The 17,457-nt window shown below is 61.8% G+C and carries 15 protein-coding genes; 11 read left to right on the plus strand and 4 right to left on the minus strand.

Features of this window, described 5'->3' with window-relative positions; all coding sequences use genetic code 11:
• Positions 1 to 53 precede the first annotated feature (53 nt).
• The 4 genes from Q8M42_RS10035 (at position 54) to rhtB (ending at position 4,101) form a co-directional block, all read left to right on the plus strand.
• A complete protein-coding gene (locus Q8M42_RS10035; protein WP_304863427.1) occupies positions 54 to 1,964 on the plus strand; it encodes an ATP-binding cassette domain-containing protein in 1,911 nt (636 codons plus the stop codon).
• Between the two features lie 29 nt (positions 1,965 to 1,993).
• Positions 1,994 to 2,548, plus strand: coding sequence for a mechanosensitive ion channel domain-containing protein (locus Q8M42_RS10040; RefSeq protein WP_370692675.1), 555 nt, complete (start codon positions 1,994 to 1,996; stop codon positions 2,546 to 2,548).
• Positions 2,549 to 2,553: 5 nt separating this feature from the next.
• A complete protein-coding gene (locus tag Q8M42_RS10045) occupies positions 2,554 to 3,318 on the plus strand; it encodes a TerC family protein (RefSeq protein WP_304863425.1) in 765 nt (254 codons plus the stop codon).
• 153 nt (positions 3,319 to 3,471) lie between these two features.
• The gene (gene rhtB, locus Q8M42_RS10050) at positions 3,472 to 4,101 is read left to right on the plus strand and encodes a homoserine/homoserine lactone efflux protein (protein WP_304863423.1); all 630 of its coding nucleotides are present in this window, start codon (positions 3,472 to 3,474) and stop codon (positions 4,099 to 4,101) included.
• A gap of 20 nt (positions 4,102 to 4,121) precedes the next feature.
• Here the strand turns inward: rhtB and Q8M42_RS10055 are convergent, their stop codons facing one another.
• Entirely contained in the window at positions 4,122 to 4,895 is a 774-nt protein-coding gene (locus Q8M42_RS10055; RefSeq protein WP_304863421.1) for an SDR family NAD(P)-dependent oxidoreductase, read from the minus strand.
• Between the two features lie 121 nt (positions 4,896 to 5,016).
• Here Q8M42_RS10055 and Q8M42_RS10060 point away from each other — a divergent pair, with 121 nt between their 5' ends.
• Positions 5,017 to 6,909, plus strand: coding sequence for an FTR1 family protein (locus Q8M42_RS10060; protein WP_304863739.1), 1,893 nt, complete (start codon positions 5,017 to 5,019; stop codon positions 6,907 to 6,909).
• A 59-nt stretch (positions 6,910 to 6,968) separates the two neighbouring features.
• On the plus strand, positions 6,969 to 7,421 hold the full coding sequence (locus tag Q8M42_RS10065) for a YaiI/YqxD family protein (protein WP_304863419.1): 453 nt from the start codon (positions 6,969 to 6,971) through the stop codon (positions 7,419 to 7,421).
• A gap of 20 nt (positions 7,422 to 7,441) precedes the next feature.
• On the opposite strand, the gene Q8M42_RS10070 is transcribed toward Q8M42_RS10065, so the two are convergent.
• Both Q8M42_RS10070 and elbB read right to left on the minus strand, forming a co-directional pair.
• The gene (locus tag Q8M42_RS10070; protein WP_304863416.1) at positions 7,442 to 7,912 is read right to left on the minus strand and encodes a thioesterase family protein; all 471 of its coding nucleotides are present in this window, start codon (positions 7,910 to 7,912) and stop codon (positions 7,442 to 7,444) included.
• A gap of 136 nt (positions 7,913 to 8,048) precedes the next feature.
• Positions 8,049 to 8,711, minus strand: coding sequence for an isoprenoid biosynthesis glyoxalase ElbB (gene elbB, locus Q8M42_RS10075; protein ID WP_304863414.1), 663 nt, complete (start codon positions 8,709 to 8,711; stop codon positions 8,049 to 8,051).
• A 184-nt stretch (positions 8,712 to 8,895) separates the two neighbouring features.
• Between elbB and Q8M42_RS10080 the strand changes: the two genes are divergently transcribed.
• The 3 genes from Q8M42_RS10080 (at position 8,896) to ppk1 (ending at position 13,615) form a co-directional block, all read left to right on the plus strand.
• Positions 8,896 to 10,131, plus strand: a complete 1,236-nt coding sequence (locus Q8M42_RS10080) for a sterol desaturase family protein (RefSeq protein WP_304863413.1) — start codon at positions 8,896 to 8,898, stop codon at positions 10,129 to 10,131.
• 247 nt (positions 10,132 to 10,378) lie between these two features.
• On the plus strand, positions 10,379 to 11,392 hold the full coding sequence (gene hemB, locus Q8M42_RS10085) for a porphobilinogen synthase (RefSeq protein WP_304863410.1): 1,014 nt from the start codon (positions 10,379 to 10,381) through the stop codon (positions 11,390 to 11,392).
• Positions 11,393 to 11,410: 18 nt separating this feature from the next.
• Positions 11,411 to 13,615, plus strand: coding sequence for a polyphosphate kinase 1 (gene ppk1, locus Q8M42_RS10090; protein WP_304863409.1), 2,205 nt, complete (start codon positions 11,411 to 11,413; stop codon positions 13,613 to 13,615).
• Between the two features lie 158 nt (positions 13,616 to 13,773).
• On the opposite strand, the gene ppx is transcribed toward ppk1, so the two are convergent.
• Positions 13,774 to 15,276, minus strand: coding sequence for an exopolyphosphatase (gene ppx / locus Q8M42_RS10095; protein WP_304863406.1), 1,503 nt, complete (start codon positions 15,274 to 15,276; stop codon positions 13,774 to 13,776).
• Between the two features lie 279 nt (positions 15,277 to 15,555).
• Here ppx and trxA point away from each other — a divergent pair, with 279 nt between their 5' ends.
• The gene (gene trxA / locus Q8M42_RS10100) at positions 15,556 to 15,882 is read left to right on the plus strand and encodes a thioredoxin TrxA (protein WP_090241426.1); all 327 of its coding nucleotides are present in this window, start codon (positions 15,556 to 15,558) and stop codon (positions 15,880 to 15,882) included.
• A 255-nt stretch (positions 15,883 to 16,137) separates the two neighbouring features.
• Positions 16,138 to 17,397 carry a transcription termination factor Rho gene (gene rho / locus Q8M42_RS10105; protein WP_305284026.1) on the plus strand — a complete coding sequence of 420 codons (1,260 nt, stop codon included), beginning with the start codon at positions 16,138 to 16,140 and terminating at the stop codon, positions 17,395 to 17,397.
• The last annotated feature ends 60 nt before the right edge of the window (positions 17,398 to 17,457 follow it).

A 17,457-nucleotide genomic window follows, 5' to 3' on the forward strand; every position in this document is an offset into this window, starting at 1 on the left:
GCGATGAAACGGGAACAGACCCTAAAGGGACTCTGGTAGACTCCGCCGCCATTATGATCCGACTCCTGAACCTGACTTTACAGCGTGGCCCTCAGCGTCTGCTAGAAGACGCTGAGATGACCCTGCACCCCGGCCACAAAGCCGGCCTGATCGGCGCCAATGGTGCCGGCAAATCCAGCCTGTTCGCCCTGTTTCGTGGCGAGCTGAGTGCGGACGCGGGCGACTGCCTGATCCCCGCCGATTGGCGCGTGGCGCATATGCGCCAGGAGATCGATGCGGTCGAGCGCCAGGCGGTCGACTATGTGCTCGATGGCGACCTGCAACTGCGCAAGGTGCAAGCCGAGCTGGCCGTGGCCGAAGCCGCGCATGACGGCGCCGCCGTAGCGCGCTTGCACACCGAACTGGACACCCTCGACGGCTACAGTGCCGATGCCCGCGCGCGCAAGCTGCTCGCTGGCCTGGGTTTCGACAGCGCGCAGATGGATCGCCGCGTTGGCGATTTCTCCGGTGGCTGGCGCATGCGCCTGAACCTGGCGCAGGCGCTGATGTGCCCATCCGACCTGCTGCTGCTCGACGAGCCGACCAACCACCTCGATCTCGATGCGATCCTTTGGCTGGAAAGCTGGCTGAAAGGTTACCCCGGTACCTTGCTGCTGATCTCCCATGACCGCGATTTCCTCGATGCCGTAGTGGACCATGTGGCTCACCTCGATCAGCAGAAGCTGACCCTTTATCGCGGCGGCTATTCGGCCTTCGAGCGCACCCGTGCCGAGCGTTTGGCGCAGCAGCAACAGGCGTACGAGAAGCAGCAAGTGCAGCGTGCGCACATGGAAAAGTACATTGCGCGCTTCAAGGCACAGGCCACTAAAGCCCGTCAGGCGCAGAGCCGGATCAAGGCACTGGAGCGCATGGAAGAGCTGTCGGCGGCGCATGTCGATTCGCCCTTCGACTTCAGCTTCCGCGAGGCCGATAAGATTTCCAGCCCGCTGCTGGATCTGAGCGAAGGCCGCCTCGGTTATGGCGACAAGGTGGTGCTGGAGAAGGTCAAACTGAATCTGGCGCCCGGCGCGCGCATTGGCTTGCTTGGGCCGAACGGCGCGGGTAAATCAACGCTGATCAAGAACCTGTCGAACGAGCTGCAGCCGATCAGCGGCCTTCTGCAGCGTGGCGAGAACCTGGTGGTCGGCTACTTTGCCCAGCATCAGCTCGATGCCCTGGATGACAAGGCCAGCCCGCTGTTGCATTTCCAGCGCCTGGCGCCGACCGAGCGCGAGCAGACCTTGCGCGACTTCCTCGGTGGCTTCGACTTCCGCGGCCCGCGTTGCGACGAGCCGGTGCTGAATTTCTCTGGCGGTGAAAAAGCGCGCCTGGCCTTGGCGCTGATTGCCTGGGGCAAGCCTAACCTGCTGCTGCTGGATGAACCGACCAACCATCTTGACCTGGAAATGCGCCTGGCGCTGACCATGGCGCTGCAGGAATTTTCCGGTGCAGTGGTGGTGGTTTCCCACGATCGCCACTTGCTGAAGAGCACCACCGACGAGTTCCTGCTGGTCGCCGATGGGCTGGTGCAGCCGTTCGACGGTGACTTGGAAGACTACGCCCGCTGGCTGGTGGACTACCGCACGCGGCAGGCGCCGACCAGCAGTGGCGAGAGCAATCCGGATAAAGCCGACAAGCGCGTGCAGCGTCAGGCTGCGGCAGCGTTGCGTCAGCAGTTGGCCCCACACAAGCGCGAAGCCGACAAGTTGGAGAAAGAGCTGGGCCAGTTGCACGAGAAACTTGCGGCTGTCGAAGCGCGTTTGGGTGACAGCGACATCTACGAAGCCGCGCGCAAGGACGAGCTGCGTGATGCCCTGGCCGAACAGGCCAAGCTGAAAAGCCGCGAAGCCGATCTGGAAGAGCGCTGGATGCTTGCGCTGGAAACCCTCGAAGCCCTGCAAGCCGAGCTGGAAGCTGCCAGTTGAACATCACTCTGCCGACCCTGGAATGGTTGATGACCTGGCAAGAGCCGCTGCTGCGCACCGGTCAGGTGATCCTGATTGTGCTGCTGGCCTGGCTGTTCCAGCGCATCCTCACCCGTGGCATCACTCGCCTCGGCAACCGCTACCCGCAGTTGCCGGCCGAGTTGCTGATGCCGCTGCGCGGTTTGCTGCGTTGGTTGATTCTCGGCAGCGCTTTTATGTTGGTATTGGAGCGTTTGGGTGTTTCAGCCCAGGTGCTGTGGACGGCACTCACGGGTTTTGCAGCGGTGGCGGCGATTGCCTTTTTCGCCATCTGGAGCGTGTTGTCCAACATGTTCTGTGCGCTGCTGATTTTTGCCATGGGGCCGTTTCGCCTGGGCGATTGTGTCGAGGTACTGGAAAGTGCCGACAAGCCTGGTGTACGTGGGCGAGTGGTGGCGATCAACCTGTTTTACACCACCCTGGAAGATCTCAGCGGTGATGCGCCCGGTGCCTGGGTGCAGATTCCCAATAGCCTGTTTTTCCAAAAAGCCGTGCGCCGCTGGCGTAACGGCGAACTCCCTGCAGCGCGTACTCGCGAGATCTGACCTTTATGGAATGGCTGGCCAACCCTGAACTATGGGTCGCGTTTCTGACCCTGACTGCCCTGGAAATTGTCCTGGGCATCGACAACATCATCTTTATCTCGATTCTGGTCAGCCGTCTGCCTAAGCATCAGCAGCCGAAGGCGCGCTTCTTCGGCCTGGCGCTGGCGATGGGCACGCGGATTCTGCTGCTGTTGTCGATCAGCTGGGTGATGCGCCTGACCACAGACCTGTTCCACGTCTTCGGTGAAGGCTTCTCCGGTCGTGACCTGATTCTGTTCTTCGGCGGGCTGTTTCTGCTGTTCAAGAGCACAACTGAGATCTACCACAGCCTGGAGGGTGAAGAGGAAGGTCAGGCTGGCGGGGGCAAGGCCTATGGCTTTATGGGCATCATCGTGCAGATCGCGATCATCGATATCATCTTTTCCCTCGACTCGGTAATCACTGCGGTCGGCCTGGTCGACAACGTGCCGGTGATGGTTGCGGCCATCGTGATTTCGGTGATCGTGATGATGCTTTCGGCGGGCACCATCAGCGACTTTATCGACAAGCACCCGAGCCTGAAGGTGCTTGCTCTGTCGTTCCTTATCGTGGTCGGCACCGTGCTGATCGCCGAAGCCTTCGACGTGCATGTGCCGAAGGGTTATGTGTACTTCGCCATGGCCTTCTCGCTGGCGGTGGAAGCCATCAACATCCGCCTGCGTACGGCCCGTGCCCGCGCGCGCAAGGAAGAGCTGGAGCCGGTGCAGCTGCGTAAAGGGTCGCCGGACTGATTCAGCGGCTGGGCGAGTCACCCAACAAGGGGTAGGCTAGCGGCCTACCCCTTTTTATGGCCGCCATCCTTGGCGGCCACCCTACGGGCCGTCGCTATGCGACGTTAAAAAATGATCCCTTCATTTTTTTATTTTCTGTTTGAGGTATCTGCCATGGCACTGGAAACCTGGCTTGCATTCTTTGTGGCCTGTTGGGTCATCAGCCTGTCGCCGGGCGCCGGGGCGATTGCCTCGATGTCGGCCGGGCTGCAATACGGCTTTCTGCGCGGTTACTGGAATGCCCTGGGTCTGCAATTGGGCCTGGCCTTGCAGATCGCCATTGTGGCCGCCGGTGTTGGGGCAATTCTGGCGGCGTCGGAATTGGCCTTCAGCCTGATCAAATGGTTTGGCGTGGTCTACTTGGTGTACCTCGGCTATCGCCAGTGGCAGGCGCTGCCCACTGATATGACGGCGCAGGCCGAGCGTCCCATCGGTCGCCCGTTGACCCTGGTGCTGCGCGGCTTTCTGGTCAACTTCAGCAACCCTAAGGCGATTGTCTTTATGCTCGCGGTGCTGCCGCAGTTCCTTAATCCGCAGGCCCCGTTGCTGAGCCAGTACCTGGTGATGGGCGTGACCATGATCAGCGTCGACCTGATCGTGATGGCCGGTTACACCGGCCTGGCCGCGCGGGTGCTGGGCGCGTTGCGTTCGCCGCGCCAGCAGAAACTGATGAACCGCACCTTCGGCACGCTGTTTGTGGGTGCGGCGGCATTGCTGGCCAGCGTGCGTCGCGCGCCGGTCTGAGCTGCGCTGCGCTGGTATTGCTACCAGGGAATGGGCTGGCCGTTCCAGCCCCAGAAGCTGCCGGTCTGCCCCGGACCATGTTGTTCGACCTGCGCCAGTAGGCATTCGGCGGCATAGCCTGGGGTAAACAGCTTGTCTGCCGGCACATTGGCCTGGAAGGGTTTCGACAGCTCGGTATCGGTGGTGCCGGGGTGCAGGCTGAGTACGCAGCTGTTGGGGTTTAGCCGGCTGAGCTCAATGCTCGCAGTGTGCAGTAACTGGTTCAGCGCGGCCTTGCTGGCGCGGTAGCTGTACCAGCCGCCGAGGCGGTTGTCGCCAATCGAACCGACCCGCGCTGACAGCGCCGCCACCGTGCAGGCATGCTGACCGCGTAGCAGCGGCAGCAGGTGCTTGAGCAGCAGAATCGGCGCAAAGCTGTTGCGCTGAAAGGTCGCCAGCAACCCCTCAAGATTGATCTGCGCCAAACCCTTCTCGGCCTTTGCCGCGCCGTCCTGCAGCACGCCAACTGTGCATAGCAGTAGCTGCAGGCGCGGGATGGCGGTGCGCAAATGCGTGGCAAACTCACTCAGCGCCCGTTCATCGCATACATCCACATCCAGGCACTGCAGGCGCTGGCCATACTGCTCTCGCAGCTCAAGCAGGCCAGGCGCCTGACTGGCTTGGCGGGCGATGGCCCAGACCCCGGCGACATCGGCGCGGGCGAGTAATTGTGTGGTCAGCGCCAGACCAATTCCTCGGCTGGCGCCACAAACCACGACATGCGCCGGTTCTTCTAAGCGTTGCCAAAAGCTCATCGCATTACTCCTGCGCCGTTGCGACGATCCGCCGCGGCCCATGGTCGATCAGTGGTTGAGGAAAGTCAGTAGGAAGATGACAATGGAATCGTCATTCATTCGTATTTGGATCTTCTCCTATATGACTTCCGTATTGCGTTTCTGCAGCTGGTTGCTGGTGCCCGTATTGGCACTCTGCAGCCTGGCTGTTATGGCCGAGCCCATCGAGGGCGCGGCGCAAGCTCTGCATCTGTTCGGCTACCTGGGCGCGGACTACCCGGCCACCGTGGCCAATGGTCAGGTGATCGACTCCGGCGAGTACCGCGAGCAGCTGGAGTTTCTCACTGTACTGCAAGGTCTGATCGTTGCGCTGCCAGCGCGTAGCGAACAGGCCGAGCTAGAGCGAGGTGTTGCCAACCTGCGTCAGGGCATCGAGCGTCGTGTCGAGGGCAGCCAGGTGGCGCAGCAGGCGCGGCAGTTGGCCGCGACTCTGGCCACGGCCTATGGCGTCAGCCAGGCTCCGGCCATCACTCCAGATCCCAGCCGTGGCGCGCCGCTGTTCGCTCAGCATTGCAGCGTGTGTCATGGCGCCAGTGGCGCCGGTGACGGGCCCGCGGGCATCGGCCTGGAGCCGCCGCCGGCCAACTTGCGCGATCTGACGCGGCTCAACCGGTTGAGCCTGTATGACCTGTTCAACACCGTCGGCCTAGGTATTGATGGCACTGACATGGCAGCTTTTGCTGATCAGTTAGATGAGCGCCAGCGCTGGGACCTGGCCAGTTATATCGCCGGGTTTAGCGCCGCGCCGGCTGCTCAGGGTGAGGCGTTCAGTCTGGCTGAGCTGGCTGGTATGACCCCGAATGAAGTGGCTGTCGCGCAGGGTGATGAGGCGGCTGCGCGCTTTCGCGCCCAGCGTGCGCAGCCGCCGGCGCAGCAGCGTGGGCCGCTGCAATTGATCGAGCACACCCGCGCGACTCTGGAGCAGAGCCTGGCGGCCTATCGGGCGGGCGATCACGAGCAGGCCTATGATCTCTCTGTCGGTGCCTATCTGGAAGGCTTCGAGCTGGTCGAGGGGGCGTTGAACAACCTCGATCCGCTGCAGCGCAAGACCACCGAGCGTGCGCTGATGGCCTACCGCCAGGCGCTGCAGGACGGTCTGGCGGTGCCGCAGGCAGCGCAGCGGCTGGAGCAGGCCAAGGCCGAGCTGGCGACTTCTGCCGCGTTGCTCGATGGCGACGGCCTGTCGAGTTCGCTGAGCTTTTTTTCCAGCCTGCTGATTCTGCTACGTGAAGGGCTGGAGGCGATTCTGGTGCTGGCGGCGATTCTCGCTTTCCTGCGCAACACCGGTCAGCAACAGGCGGTGCGCAGCGTGCACATCGGCTGGGGCTTGGCGCTGCTGGCTGGCGCTGGCACCTGGGCGCTGGCGGCCTACCTGATCGATGTCAGCGGCGCGCAGCGTGAACTGCTGGAAGGCGTGACTGCACTGTTTGCCAGCGTGATGGTGCTCTGGCTCGGGGTGTGGATGCATGACCGCCGGCATGCCGCGGCCTGGCAGGATTACATCAAGAGCAGCCTGGTCGGCGGCGGTGGGCGTTTCGGCTTTGCCGTGCTGGCGTTCTTCTCGGTTTACCGCGAGCTGTTTGAAGTCATCCTCTTCTACGAAACGCTCTGGCTGCAGGCTGGCCCACAAGGCCATGGCATGGTCCTGGCGGGTGCGGCTGCCGCTTTGGCGTTGCTGCTTGGCTTGGCCTGGGTGATCCTGCGCGGTTCACGCAAGTTGCCGCTGGCAACCTTCTTCGGTGCTAACGCGGTGCTGCTGTGCATGCTTTCGGTGGTGTTTGCCGGTCATGGTGTGGCGGCCTTGCAAGAAGCCGGCGTGCTTAATACGCACCCTGTAGCATTCTTCGAGTTCGACTGGCTGGGTATTCACGCGGATGCCTATGGCCTCGCCGCCCAGGCCGTCGCGCTGGCGGCCATTGCATTGTTTTATGGGCGTAGCTGGTTGGGCGAGCAGCGCCGTCTGTCTCAGGCCTGAAGCGCAGCTGCTGCCGGCATGGCTTACCATGTCGGCTTGCCTGCAAAGAGTAATGAGCCATGCGCGTGTGGATTGATGCCGATGCCTGCCCCAAGGCGGCCAAGGATCAGGTGGTGAAGTTCGCCTTGAAGCGGCGCTTCGAGGTGCTGCTGGTGGCCGGTCAGGCGCAAATCAAACCGGCCTACAGCTGCGTGCGCCTGATTGTGGTGCCAAGCGGGCCGGATGCCGCCGATGATTACCTGGTGGAACACGCCCTGCCGGGTGAGTTGGTGATTTGCAGCGACGTGCCGCTGGCCGACCGTCTGGTAAAGAAGGGTGTCGCCGCCCTTGATCCGCGCGGTCGCGAGTTTGATGAGCGCAATATGGGCGACAAACTGGCGGTGCGTAACCTGTTTACCGAGCTGCGCGAACTGGGTCAGGTCGGCGGCGGTCAGCCGCCTTATGGCGAGCGCGACAAACAGGCGTTCGCCAATTCACTGGATCGTATCCTCACCCGTCTGGTGCGCACGTAGCCCGGATGCAATCCGGGGTTTTACCCACACAGATAAGTGCCGGTGCCGACGGCCACCAGGGTGCCGTCGTCGCTGTGCAGTTCACTGCGCACCACCGCCACCTTGTTGCCGGTGCGCAGCAGCACCGCACTGGCGGTAAAGCGCTGGCCGCGGCCGGGGCGCAGGTAGTCAATGCGCAGGTCGATGGTGCCGAGTTTCGACAGTCGCGCCATGCGCTCGGCGCTGGACAGGTGCTGGTGTTTGTCGAAGGCGCCAATCAGCGCCATGGCACCGCCAGCCACATCCAGTAGCGAAGAAATCACGCCACCGTGCAGAATGCCGTGGACGAAGTTGCCGATCAGTTCGGGCTTCATCGGCAGGTGCATGGTTACGCGCTGACTGCTGAGTTCGTCCAGTTCGATGCCGAGCATCTGGTTGAAGGGGATGCGCTGAAAGAAGCTGCTGACCGCTTGCTGCAGTTCGGCGGTCAGCTCGAATGGTGGATTGCTCATGGAGGCGTGCCTGGGCGAGGGGATGATCAACCTGCCGTACTGGCGCCGATCTGGCCAGTGGCGCGGCCGGAGTACCGCGCGCATTGGCGTGATTGGCTTGCTATCGGCCTGATCCGTGGCTGATCAGGCCGCCGATTCAGGCCGGGTGGCTAAGCTCCAACACCCGATCCACCAGCTTGTTGATGCCGGCGGCGGCTTCACTGATCGACTCGGCGAGCATATAGGCCGGGGTGGTCACCAGCTTGCGCTCGGCGTCTTCGACAATCTCGCTGACTTCGCACTCATGGTGCTCGGCGCCCATTTGCACCAGGGTGGCCGCCGTTTCGTGGTCCTTGCCGATGGTGCAGATCACGCCCGCGCCGAAGATTTTTGCCGCCAGCGCTGGAGCAATGCACATCAGGCCTACCGGCTTGCCGGCCTTGACGAAGGCCTGGGTGGCGCTCAGTACGTCTGGCTGCACGGTGCAGTTGGCGCCGCTGATGGCGAAGTCGGAGAGGTTTTTCGCCACGCCGAAGCCGCCGGGCATGATCAGCGCATCGAAGTCGCCGACATGCAGCTCCTTGACGTCCTTGATCTTGCCGCGAGCAATGCGCGCCGACTCGACCAGTACGTTGCGCGTGTCGTCCATCTCGTCGCCACTGTAGTGATCGACCACATGCAGCTGCGGCACGTTGGGGGCAAAGCACTGCACCTGCGCGCCACGCTGATCGAGGCGCAGCAGGGTGATCACGCTTTCATGGATTTCCGCGCCGTCATAGACGCCACAGCCGGAAAGAATCACCGCGACTTTCTTGTTCATCAAGTTCTCCTGAATTGCCAGCCGTACCGGATTGAGTCGTGACCTATTACCACTGTCGCCATATGCCACCTAGGTTGGCATGGTGCGCCGCGAGAGTGCTGCGGCGCTGGGCTAGGATTTACTGAGCAATCCTAGCCGTTAGCTGCGTACAGCGATATGGCGGTTCTCTGCAACGGGTGAAACCATGAATTACATCCTCTACGCCGTACCGTTCTTCTTTGCCTTGATCGCCCTGGAACTCGTGATCGACCGTTGGCGCGGGGTCAGCACCTACCGCTTCTCCGATGCCCTCAACAGCCTCAGCGCCGGGGTACTGTCGACCACCGTGGGCCTGCTGACCAAGGCCGTCGGTCTGCTCACCTACACCCTGGCCTGGCAGCAGCTGGCGCTGTTTGAACTGTCGGCCAGCAGCCTGTGGGTGTGGCTGTTCGCCTTTGTCTTCTATGACTTCTGCTACTACTGGAACCACCGCCTGGGGCACGAGCGCAACGTGCTCTGGGCGGCGCATTCGGTGCATCACCAGAGTGAGGACTACAACCTCTCCACTGCACTACGGCAGACCAGTACCGGGTTTATCTTCGGCTGGGTCTTCTACCTGCCGATGGCTGTGGCCGGCGTGCCGCCGCTGGTATTTCTGACCGTGGCGGCGCTGAACCTGCTCTATCAGTTCTGGGTGCATACCCGGCATATCCCCAAACTGGGCTGGTTCGAGTGGGTGTTTATCACGCCGTCCAACCACCGTGTGCACCATGCGCAGAATGCCGTGTATATGGATCGCAACTATGGCGGTGTGTTCATTCTCTGGGATCGCCTGTTCGGCACCTTTCAGGAAGAGCTGGACGAGGAGCCGGTGGTGTTCGGCGTGACCACGCCGCTGGCCAGCTGGAACCCGCTGTGGGCCAATGCGCAGTTCTATGTCGCGCTGTGGCGTGACGCGCTGCGCGCCGAATCTTGGTGGGACAAATGGCGCATCTGGTTTATGCGCACCGGCTGGCGTCCGGCCGATGTGGCGGCCAAGTACCCACAGAGCAAGCCGGACCTCAGCCAGTTCGTCAAATTCGATGTGCCGCTGAGCCTGGCGCAGAAGCTCTATGCCGGTGTGCAGTTCAGCCTCTACGTAGTGGCCGGCACCCTGCTGCTGGGCATGGGCGACACACTGAGCCTGGCGCAGGCGTTGCTGGGCATCGTCTGGATGGCCGTGGGGCTGACGATCATCGGCAGCTGGCTGGAAAACCGGCCGACGGCCAGACGCTGGGAAATGCTGCGTCTGCTGCTCAACCTGCCGGCGGCCTGGCTGGCCCTGCAGCTTGGCCTGCTGAGCGCTCAGCCACTGCTCTGGGCGCTGCTGTTGGGCTATAGCCTGCTCAGCCTGGGCGCCTTGTTCTGGACCCCGCGCGGGCAAGATGTCGTACCCGCCTAAAGGTTATTCATAGCAGGAGCCAACAACGGTGGACAGGCGCAGGCCTGCTCCACCGTTATGCTTTTCAGGCTCGAGAAAACGCGCATGAGCCCATTCGCGTGCAACATATCTTCGCCATAGTTGCGGCGCTATGCTGGTTGGGCTTGCGGCAAGCGGTCGCAGCGCTGTCGTGCGTTGTCATACTTTGGTCATAATGGCCGCTTATAACTGTCACACTCGCCCGTTGCTACGGGCTTCGGAGCCTGCCGTGAGCTTTACCCCCGCCAATCGCCTGTTTCCCGCCACTCGCCTGCGTCGCAACCGCCGTGATGAATTTTCCCGACGTCTGGTGCGGGAAAACCGCCTGAGTGTCGATGATCTGATTCTGCCGGTGTTTGTCCTCGACGGTGAAAACCGCCGCGAAGCGATTGCCTCGATGCCGGGTGTCGAGCGTCTATCCATCGACCTGCTGCTCAAGGAAGCCGAGCACTGGGTGGCCCTGGGCATTCCGGCGCTGGCGCTGTTCCCGGTGACGCCGCTGGAGAAGAAATCCCTGCTGGCTGAAGAAGCCTGGAACCCGGACGGCATCGCCCAGCGTGCGATCCGTGCCCTGCGCGCCAAATTCCCCGAGTTGGGGGTGATCAGCGATGTAGCCCTGGACCCATTCACCACCCATGGCCAAGACGGCATCCTCGATGAGTCCGGCTATGTGCAGAACGACATCACCGTCGATGCGCTGGTCAAGCAGGCGCTGTCGCATGCCGACGCCGGTGCCCAGGTGGTCGCACCCTCGGACATGATGGACGGTCGTGTGCAGGCCATTCGCGAGGCGCTGGAACTGGCCGACCATACCAATGTGCGCATCATGGCCTACTCGGCCAAGTACGCCAGCGCCTACTACGGCCCGTTCCGCGATGCGGTGGGCTCGGCGGCCAATCTGGGCAAGGCGAACAAGGCCAGCTACCAGATGGACCCAGCCAATGGCGACGAAGCGCTGCATGAAGTGGCCGCCGATCTGGCCGAAGGCGCAGATATGGTCATGGTTAAGCCGGGCATGCCCTATCTGGACATCCTCTGGCGGGTCAAAGCGGAATTCAAGGTGCCGACCTTTGTCTATCAGGTCAGCGGTGAGTACGCCATGCATATGGCGGCTATTCAGAATGGTTGGTTGGGCGAGGCGGTGATTCTCGAATCACTGACTGCCTTCAAACGTGCGGGTGCCGATGGCATCCTGACTTATTTCGCCGTGCGCGCGGCAGAGCTGCTGAAGCAGGGGCAATAGCCCCGCCAGGACTTTGTAATGAACACCGAAGGACTCAGTACCCCTGAATTGCAAGACGCCCAACCGGTCGTCGATGAGGTTGTAGCCGTGGAAACCCCTGTCATCGAGGCCCCAGCGCCGGTCGTACCTGCGCCTGTGGTGATCCATAACCTGGATGACAGCAGCCTGTACATTCACCGCGAGCTGTCGCAGCTGCAGTTCAATATCCGCGTGCTGGAGCAGGCGCTGGATGAGTCCTATCCGTTGTTGGAACGGCTGAAGTTCCTGCTGATTTTCTCCAGCAACCTGGATGAGTTCTTCGAGATCCGCGTGGCTGGCCTGAAGAAGCAGATCAACTTCGCCCGCGAACAGGCCGGCGCCGACGGCCTGCAGCCGCACCAGGCGCTGGCGCGGATTGCCGAGCTGGTGCACGAGCAGGTGGACCGCCAGTACGCCATCCTCAACGACAACCTGTTCCCGGCGCTGGCCAAGCACAACGTCAATTTTATCCGTCGGCGCTTCTGGACCACCAAGCACAAGGCCTGGGTGCGCCGCTATTTCCGCGACGAGATCGCGCCGATCATCACCCCGATCGGCCTCGATCCGACGCACCCGTTCCCGCTGCTGGTAAACAAGAGCCTGAACTTTATCGTCGAGCTGGAAGGCATCGACGCCTTCGGGCGCGACTCCGGTCTGGCGATCATTCCGGCGCCGCGTCTGCTGCCGCGCATCATCAAGGTGCCGGAGGATGTCGGCGGCCCTGGCGACAATTTTGTGTTCCTCTCCTCGATGATCCACGCCCACGCCGATGACCTGTTCCAGGGCATGAAGGTCAAGGGCTGCTACCAGTTCCGCCTGACCCGTAACGCCGACCTGTCGGTGGACACCGAGGACGTCGAAGACCTGGCCCGCGCCCTGCGTGGCGAGCTGTTCAGCCGCCGTTACGGCGATGCGGTGCGCCTGGAAGTGGTCGACACTTGCCCACGGCCGCTGCTGGATTACCTGCTCAAGCAGTTCAGCCTGACCGAGGCCGAGCTGTACCGGGTCAATGGTCCGGTCAACCTGACCCGGTTGTTCAGCATCACCGGTCTGGAAAGCCACCCGGAGCTGCAATACACACCGTTCACCCCAGTGATCCCCAAGCTGCTGCAGAACGCCGAGAACATTTTCAGTGTGGTCAGCAAGCAGGACATCCTCCTGTTGCACCCCTTCGAGTCCTTTACCCCGGTGGTCGACCTGCTGCGCCAGGCGGCGAAAGACCCGCACGTGCTGGCCATCAAGCAGACCCTTTACCGCTCCGGGGCCAACTCGGAGATCGTCGATGCACTGGTAGAGGCGGCGCGTAACGGCAAGGAAGTCACGGCGGTGATCGAGCTGCGTGCGCGTTTCGATGAAGAGTCCAACCTGCAGTTGGCCAGCCGCCTGCAGGCCGCTGGGGCAGTGGTGATCTACGGCGTGGTGGGCTTCAAGACCCACGCCAAGATGATGCTGATTCTGCGCCGCGAGGCCGGCGATATCGTCCGTTATGCCCACCTCGGCACTGGCAACTACCACGCCGGCAACGCCAAGCTGTACACCGACTACAGCCTGCTCACCGCCGATGCGGCGTTGTGCGAGGACGTCTCCAAGCTGTTCAGCCAGCTGATCGGCATGGGTAAGACCTTGCGCATGAAAAAGCTGCTGCATGCGCCGTTTACCCTGAAAAAGACCCTGCTCGACATGATCGCCCGCGAAACCGCCCTGGCGGCCGAGGGCAAACCGGCGCATATCATCGCCAAGTTCAACTCGCTGACCGATCCGAAGATCATTCGCGCGCTGTACAAGGCCAGCCAGACCGGGGTGAAGATCGACCTGGTAGTGCGCGGTATGTGCTGCCTGCGTCCGGGCATTATCGGCGTGTCGCACAATATCCAGGTGCGCTCGATCATCGGCCGCTTCTTGGAGCACACGCGGGTGTTCTATTTCTCCAATGGCGGCGAGGAGAAGATCTACCTGTCGAGCGCCGACTGGATGGAGCGCAACCTCGACAAGCGCGTCGAGACCTGCTTCCCGGTGGAAGGCAAGAAGCTGATTCTGCGGGTCAAGAAGGAGCTGGAAAGCTACCTGACCGACAACACCCAGGCCTGGGTGCTGCAGTCAGATGGGCGCTACCTGCGTACCAGCCCGAGCGGCAACCAGAACCCGCGCAGCGCGCAGGCTGGCCTGCTGGAGAAGCTGACTGCGCCGCTGATCAGCGCCCGATAAAAGGCTGCTTGCAGCTATCTGATTACCCTCTCCCATATATGGGGCGAAGAGGTGTGCTTTTGGACGCAGCGCTTCCTACGCCGATGAGCGCCTGATCGCTGGCGATCAGGCCGGGGCGCGGAGCGGGGTGCCCGAAGGGCGGGAGAGGGGCGCTGGGGTCAGCTCACGCTCAGTTCGATACCGATACGTTTGAGCCACTCCGCTTCCTGGGTGAAATCTGCCTGGGTCAGCGGGTTGCTCTCCAGCCAGCCTTCGGGAAACTGAATCTCCAGACGCTGTTCGGCGGCCTTGAGCTGTACGTTGGGCATTTCCTGGGTGCCACGGATGTGGTGGAACAGGATGGCAAAACGCAGCAGCACGCACAGGCGGATCAGCTTGACGCCTTCGGCGCCGAAGTCGGCAAATTTGTCCTTGGGGATATTGCGCCGATGGCCGCGTACCAGGAGCGCGAGCATCTGCTGGTCCTGACGCGAGAAGCCGGACAGGTCCGAGTGCTCGACCAGATAGGCGCCGTGCTTGTGGTACTGGTAGTGGGCGATGTCCAGACCGACTTCATGCACCTTGGCCGCCCAGCTGAGCAGTTCACGGTGCCAGTCGTCTTCCAGTTGCCAGTCGTTGGCAACTTTCTCCAGCGCCGCGAGCGCCTTGCTCTCGACCCGCGCCGCCTGCTCCAGATCGACGTGATAGCGCTCCATCAGCGAGCTCAGGGTGCGCTCACGCACGTCCTCATGCTGATGGCGGCCGAGCAGGTCATACAGCACGCCTTCGCGCAGCGCGCCTTCGGAATGGCTCATGCGCTGGATATCGCAAGCGTCGAAGATTGCTTCGAGAATCGCCAGGCCTGCTGGAAAAATGCCTCGGCGATCCGGCTTGATGCCGTCGAGGTCGAGTTTCTCCGCCTCGCCAATCTTGAATACCTTGCGCTTCAGCCAGGCCAGGCCCTGGGCGTTGACCTCGCCCGTGCCGAGGCCAGCAGCTTGAATGGTCAGGCCGATGGCCTTGATGGTGCCGGATGCGCCGACAGCATCTTCCCAGCCCAAACGACGCAGGGCGTGCTCGATGCCCATGATCTCCAGGCGCGCGGCGGTGTAGGCCTGGGCGTAACGCGCCGGGGTGATCTTGCCGTCCTTGAAGAAGCGCTGGGTGAAGCTGACGCAGCCCATCTGCAGGCTTTCGCGCAGCAGCGGCTCGAAACGCTGGCCGATGATGAACTCGGTGCTGCCGCCGCCAATGTCGGCGACCAGGCGCTTGCCGGGGGTGTCGGCGATGCTGTGCGACACGCCGAGGTAGATCAGCCGCGCTTCTTCGCGCCCGGAGATGACTTCAACCGGATGACCGAGGATTTCTTCGGCGCGGCGGATAAATTCGCCACGGTTGCGCGCCTCACGCAGGGCGTTAGTGCCCACTACGCGGACTGCGCCTTCCGGCAGGCTGGCGGTGAGCTGGGCGAAGCGGCGCAGGCAATCGAGCCCGCGCTGCATGGCTTCTTCGCTGAGCAGGCGCTGCTCGTCGATGCCGGCGGCCAGTTGCACCTTGTCGCCGAGGCGTTCGAGGATGCGGATCTCGCCGTGATCGGCTTTGGCCAGCACCATATGGAAGCTGTTGGAGCCCAGGTCGATAGCTGCAATCAAAGGAAAAGACTCGGCAGGGGTATGCGGCATGGCAGAACCATCTCAATGCGGAACCGCGTCATCGTGCCACGATAGCCTGGCCCCGCCAACGCATACTGATGTCGCAGGTCCAGGCCAAACCCGTTGCGCCATGGCTCGCGCGGCGGCTGGGCAGGGCTTGCCGGCTGTCTGAATAAATTATGACGCAGGTGCTCGCCTGGCTGGCTTGTGGTCAAGCCATAGAGAAGCTCAATTGCCGCCGCCTTCCTGTGTGGGAAAAGCCGGGCTATGATGTCGCCCATCTTTTGCTTCCGAACACGGAGACTTTCCATGAGCGAATTCATCACCAATGTCAGCGATGCCAGCTTCGACCAAGATGTCCTGCAGGCCGAAGGGCCGGTGCTGGTCGATTACTGGGCTGAGTGGTGCGGCCCGTGCAAGATGATCGCGCCGGTGCTCGATGAGATCGCTCAGACTTATCAGGGCAAACTGAAAGTCTGCAAGCTGAACATCGATGAAAACCAGGACACCCCGCCGAAGTTCGGCGTACGTGGTATCCCGACGCTGATGCTGTTCAAGAACGGCAATGTTGAGGCCACTAAAGTGGGCGCGCTGTCCAAGTCGCAGCTGGCCGCGTTCCTCGACAGCAACATCTAATTGCGCCGAGACGGCAACAAGCCCTGAAAGCCCCGCACATTGCGGGGCTTTTTTCTGTCTGGGCGCTGGACGATGAATAAAGCCGGTGTTACATTCGGCCTCGCTGCATTTCCTATGCAGCCCCCTGCAAGCCGTCGCCGACGCATTCCTATTCGAATCTTTCGATATACAAGCAGGCGATCAAGTCGCCTTCTCAGCGGCGCGGCCTCCCAAGCTAAATAGCTTATTCCCCTCCTTCATGATTACGTCATTCCTATGAATCTGACCGAACTCAAGCAAAAGCCGATTACCGAACTGCTGGAACTCGCTGAACAGCAAGGCCTGGAAAACATGGCCCGTTCGCGCAAGCAGGACGTGATTTTCTCCCTGTTGAAAAAACACGCTAAAAGCGGTGAGGAAATCTCCGGTGATGGCGTGCTGGAGATTCTCCAGGACGGTTTCGGCTTTCTCCGCTCTGCGGATGCCTCGTACCTCGCTGGCCCCGATGACATCTATGTCTCGCCGAGCCAGATCCGCCGCTTCAACTTGCGTACAGGCGATACCATCGTCGGCAAGATTCGCCCGCCGAAAGAAGGCGAGCGTTACTTCGCGCTGCTCAAGGTTGACACGATCAACTACGACCGCCCGGAAAACGCCAAGAACAAGATTCTGTTTGAAAACCTGACGCCGCTGTTCCCCACCAAGCGTCTGGTCATGGAAGCCGGTAACGGCTCCACCGAGGACATCACCGGCCGGGTGATCGACCTCTGCGCCCCGATTGGCAAAGGCCAGCGCGGCTTGATCGTTGCACCGCCGAAAGCCGGTAAGACCATCATGCTGCAGAACATCGCGGCGAACATCGCGCGTAACAACCCCGAGTGCCACCTGATCGTTTTGCTGATCGACGAGCGCCCGGAAGAAGTGACCGAAATGCAGCGCACCGTGCGCGGCGAAGTGGTTGCCTCGACCTTCGATGAGCCACCAACCCGCCACGTGCAGGTTGCCGAAATCGTCATCGAGAAGGCCAAGCGCCTGGTTGAGCACAAGAAGGATGTAGTCATCCTGCTCGACTCCATCACCCGTCTGGCGCGTGCCTACAACACCGTGATCCCAAGCTCCGGCAAGGTCCTCACCGGTGGTGTCGACGCCCACGCCCTGGAGAAGCCGAAACGCTTCTTTGGCGCCGCGCGGAACATCGAAGAAGGCGGTTCGCTGACCATCATCGCCACCGCGCTGGTAGAAACTGGCTCGAAGATGGATGAAGTGATCTACGAAGAGTTCAATGGCACCGGCAACATGGAGCTGCCGCTGGACCGTCGTATCGCCGAGAAACGGGTGTTCCCAGCCATCAACATCAACCGCGCCGGTACCCGTCGTGAAGAGCTGTTGACCGCCGATGACGAACTGCAGCGCATGTGGATTCTGCGCAAGCTGCTGCACCCGATGGATGAGATTGCCGCCATCGAGTTCCTCACCGACAAGCTGAAAGCGACTAAGACGAACGAAGAGTTCTTCCAGTCGATGAAGCGTAAGTAAGAGGATCTACTGCGGGCTGCGCGCGTGATGCTGCGTTAAAACAGCACGTAGGATGGGTGA

The organism is Pseudomonas sp. (assembly GCF_030684895.1).
In the GTDB taxonomy this organism is placed as follows: Bacteria; Pseudomonadota; Gammaproteobacteria; order Pseudomonadales; family Pseudomonadaceae; genus Aquipseudomonas.